Raw genomic sequence first — 4,154 nt, forward strand, 5'->3', positions numbered from 1 at the left:
TCACCTGCCCGCGATGGCGCGCGCGTCGGGGGTGCAGATCGACCTGCAGGATTTTGCCGACCTGTCGGAGGCGGTGCCGCTGATGGCCAAGGTGTACCCCAACGGTCTGGCGGATGTGAACCATTTCCACGCCGCCGGGGGGTTGCAGTTCCTGATCGGCGAGTTGCTGGACGCAGGCCTGCTGCACCCGGATGCAAAGACGATCGTTGGCGAAGGTCTTGCGGCTTATCGCAATGAGCCGACGCTGGAGGGTGGCAAACTGTCGTGGAAAGCTGGCCCGACGGTTTCGCTGAACGAAAAGATCGTGCGGCCTGCGGCAAATCCGTTTGCGGTGACGGGCGGGTTGAAGCAGTTGACCGGCAATCTGGGACGCGGGGTGATCAAGGTCTCTGCCGTCGCACCGGAGCGGCATGTGGTTGAGGCCCCAGTGCGGATTTTCCACGATCAGCTGTCGGTGAAAGCAGCGTTCAAGGCGGGGGAGTTCACGTCGGACACCGTCGTGGTGGTGCGGTTTCAGGGGCCGCAGGCGAATGGTATGCCGGAATTGCATTCGCTGACGCCGACGCTTTCGGTGCTGCAGGATCGCGGGCTGCGCGTGGCATTGGTCACTGACGGGCGGATGTCGGGGGCGAGTGGCAAGGTGCCGGCGGCGATCCATGTCTCGCCCGAGGCGGCCTGCGGTGGCCCGCTGGCCCGCCTGCGCGACGGCGATGTGGTGCGGCTGGATGCGGTGGCGGGAACACTGACCGTGCTTGCCGCCGATTTTGACAACCGCACGCCTGTTGTGGCGGACCTGAGCGCCAACGGCTTTGGCACCGGGCGCGAGCTGTTCGAGGCGTTCCGGCGCAGTGTCGGGACCGCAGATACCGGGGCGGCAGTCGTCATCTGATCCGGCGCGCCCCGCACCAGCCTTCGCCTCCGGCCGGAGGTGCCTGCCCTATCCACATTCCCCGACGCCGGGACATCCAGGAGCGCGCCATGACCCCCTCGGAACAATCGCAGTTCGCAGCCACGATCTGCCGCATGGCACCGGTGGTGCCGGTGCTGGTGATCGACGACATCGCCCATGCCGCCCCGTTGGCACGGGCTTTGGTGGCGGGTGGTCTGCCGGCGCTGGAAGTGACGCTGCGCACCGCAGCCGCGCTGGACGCGATCCGCGCGATGGCGGATGTTCCGGGCGGCGTCGTCGGGGCGGGCACTTTGCTGACGCCTGCCGATGTGAAGGCCGCCAAGGCGGCGGGGGCGAAGTTCGGGGTGTCGCCCGGTGCGACCAAGCGGCTGCTGGACGCCTGTGCCGAATACGAGCTGCCGCTGTTGCCGGGAGGCACCACGGCGTCCGAGATCATGGCGTTGCTGGAAATGGGCTATACGGTGCAGAAGTTCTTTCCGGCCGAACAAGCGGGCGGGGCGGCCTACCTGAAATCCATCGGCGCGCCGATTCCGCAGGTGTCGTTCTGCCCGACCGGCGGGATCAGCCTGAAGCTTGCGCCGGATTACCTGAGCCTGAAGAATATCCTGTGCGTTGGTGGCAGCTGGGTGGCCCCAAAAGATGCAATGCTGCGCGGCGATTGGGCGGCGATCACCGCCCTTGCCGCCGAGGCTGCGGCGCTGTCGCGCGGTCAGGGCTGATCGGGCGCAGCAAAGCGGGCGGCGCGCCCACCTTTGCGGCGGGGATGATCCGGCATTTCCAGGCCCTCGCGCAGAACGTCGCTCATCGGGTGGTCGGGGGCGGCGAGTGAATACTCTGCCATCAGCACCCGCACGGCATCCGGGATCGCACTGTCCACCGGCAAGCTGAGTGCCCAATCCATGAAGATCGACCGGCATTCGCCGAGGGTGATCCCCTCGATTGCATAGCTTTCGCGCACCAGACCTTTGGGGTCGGCCTCACTGAGGTTCATTGCCCGTCTCCCTGTTTTCACCGCCGCCCATATGGGCATTTATCACCGCTTCGGCGGCCTGAACCGCTGCATCAAGCCTAGCCGACAGGGTTGCCGCATCCGGCGCACCGGTTTCGCGCAGCAAGAACGCCCGCCCGCCTTCACCAAGCGATGCAAGATCAAGCGCCGCGTCCGTCAACAGCCGGGTGCCGCAATGCAACCGCCAGAGCAGTCTGTAGGCGTTCAAGAGCACCGTCTGTTCCGGTTCCGACAGGATACCGGGTGCACCTGCCGCAATCTGCCGTTCCACGCTGCGGGCAGGGCTGCCGGCGATCAGCGCCAGCATCTCGGCGAACAGTTCGATGTCCATCAGGCGTCCGGGACCGTTCTTCGCCTCCCAGCTGCCAGAGGCGGTCTTGGCGGCTTGCAGGCGGGCGCGCATCGCGGCGACATCGGGGCGCAGCTTTGCGCCCTGCCCTTTGCGCTGCAACAGATCGCGGCGCAGATGCTCTACATCCGCGCCAAGCGTTGCATCGCCGACCAGAACCCGCGCGCGGGTCAGGGCAAGATGCTCCCACGTCCAGGCTTCGGTTTCCTGATAGGTGGCAAAGCTTTGCAGCGAGGTTGCGACCGGCCCCTGCCTGCCCGACGGGCGCAGGCGCATGTCAACTTCGTAAAGCCTGCCTTCGGGCATCTGGGCAGTCAGCGCGGTGACCAGAGCCTGCGTCAGTCGGGCGAAATAGGGGCGGGTGGCCAAGGGGCGCGGGCCGCTGGACGCCTCGGCCCCGGCGGCGTCATAGATCACGATGAGATCAAGGTCAGAGCCCGCGTTCAGCCGGGCTGCCCCCAGCGAGCCCATGCCCAGCACCACAGCCCCCCGCCCCGGTGCCGCGCCGTGTTTGGCAGAAAACGCGGCACTGACAACGGCCCAGAGAGCGCCGATCACCGCTTCGGCCAGATCGGCGTACTGCTTTGCGGCCTCGAACCCGTCGATCAGGCCGCGCAGGTGGTGAACACCGACCCGAAAGTGCCACTCCTTCATCCAGCGCCGGGCGCTGGACAGCTTGCCCTCATAGTCAGGCACTTCTGCCAGCCTGGCATGCAATTCAGCAGTCAACGCCGCTGTCCCCGGCCAAGCGCCGAAGAACGCCCCGCCAATCACACCGTCAAACACGGCAGCGTTGCGCGACAGATAGCGCGCCAGCGCCGGAGCGGTGCCCGCAATATCGACGATCAGGGCCACGAGCGACGGGTTTGCCTCGAACAGGGAAAAGATCTGCACGCCCGCGGGCAGGCCCGACAGAAACCCGTCAAGCGCCACCAGCGCCTCATCAGGGTTGGCGGACCGGGCAAGTTCGCGCAGAAGCTGCGGCTGCAGCCTGCGAAAGATTGCCTGCGCCCGGTCTGACCGCAGCGCGGGATAGCTTTCCCAGGCGCGCGTGATGGCGCGGGCGGTATCGGAAAGGGCCGGGCCTTCGATCACGGCGCTGGGGGCAAAGAAACCTTCGGTCAACTGGTCGGTGCGCTGTAGCCGATGGAGCAGGCCCGAGCGAAACTCGGGGGCAGTCTGCCCGCAAAAGGCCGCTATCCGGGCGATACCCTCAGGGCTGTTAGGCAGGGTATGGGTCTGGGCGTCGTTCACCATTTGCAGGCGGTGTTCAACTTCGCGGTGGGCACGGTAAAGATCGGTCAGGTCGGTGGCCACTTGCACCGGAATCCAGCCCTGCGCTGCAAGGGCGGCAAGCGCGCCAACCGTGTCGCGCCCGCGCAGGCCAGGATCGCGCCCGCCGGCAATGAGTTGCCGGGTCTGGGTGAAGAACTCGATCTCGCGGATGCCGCCTGCACCAAGTTTCAGGTTGTGGCCTTCGACCGTGATCGGACCGTGCAAGCCGCGATGATCACGGATGCGCAGGCGCATATCGTGGGCATCCTGAATGGCTGCGAAGTCGAGATGCTTGCGCCAGACAAACGGCGTGAGCTTGGCCAGAAACCGTTGCCCGGCCGCAAGATCGCCGCCACAGGGCCGGGCCTTGATATAGGCGGCGCGTTCCCAGGTGCGACCGGCGCTTTCGTAGTAGTTTTCCGCGGCCGCCATCGACATGCAGACCGGCATCACGCTGGCATCGGGCCGCAACCTGAGGTCGGTGCGGAAGACGTAGCCATCGGTCACATCCGACAAAAGCGAGGTCATCTTGCGCGTCACCCGAATGAAAGCGGCGCGCGCGTCCTGTTCGGCGCCCGGATAGCGGGCCTCGTCGAACAGGCAGATCAGGT

General features: G+C 66.4%; 4 protein-coding genes. 2 read left to right on the forward strand and 2 right to left on the reverse strand.

Features of this window, described 5'->3' with window-relative positions; translation table 11 throughout:
• Together RMO18_RS17400 and eda are read left to right on the forward strand one after the other, a co-directional pair.
• Positions 1 to 889: dihydroxy-acid dehydratase (locus RMO18_RS17400; protein ID WP_309667611.1), on the forward strand; the 889-nt coding region annotated here is incomplete at its 5' end.
• Between the two features lie 89 nt (positions 890 to 978).
• A complete protein-coding gene (eda, locus tag RMO18_RS17405; protein WP_309667612.1) occupies positions 979 to 1,629 on the forward strand; it encodes a bifunctional 4-hydroxy-2-oxoglutarate aldolase/2-dehydro-3-deoxy-phosphogluconate aldolase in 651 nt (216 codons plus the stop codon).
• On the opposite strand, the gene RMO18_RS17410 is transcribed toward eda, so the two are convergent.
• Together RMO18_RS17410 and RMO18_RS17415 are read right to left on the reverse strand one after the other, a co-directional pair.
• Positions 1,620 to 1,901, reverse strand: a complete 282-nt coding sequence (locus tag RMO18_RS17410; RefSeq protein ID WP_309667613.1) for a hypothetical protein — start codon at positions 1,899 to 1,901, stop codon at positions 1,620 to 1,622. The genes eda and RMO18_RS17410 overlap by 10 nt on opposite strands.
• Positions 1,888 to 4,154: glutamine-synthetase adenylyltransferase (locus tag RMO18_RS17415; RefSeq protein WP_309667615.1), on the reverse strand; the 2,267-nt coding region annotated here is incomplete at its 5' end. The genes RMO18_RS17415 and RMO18_RS17410, both read right to left, overlap by 14 nt.

It is taken from the genome of Tabrizicola sp., assembly GCF_031377265.1.
GTDB lineage: Bacteria > Pseudomonadota > Alphaproteobacteria > Rhodobacterales > Rhodobacteraceae > JAUYQR01.

What these genes read in the sequence shown, in the direction of transcription:
- eda (WP_309667612.1), top strand. Translation starts at nt 979, where the DNA reads ATGACCCCCTCGGAACAATCGCAGTTCGCAGCCACGATCTGCCGCATG.
- RMO18_RS17410 (WP_309667613.1), bottom strand. Translation starts at nt 1,901, where the DNA reads ATGAACCTCAGTGAGGCCGACCCCAAAGGTCTGGTGCGCGAAAGCTAT.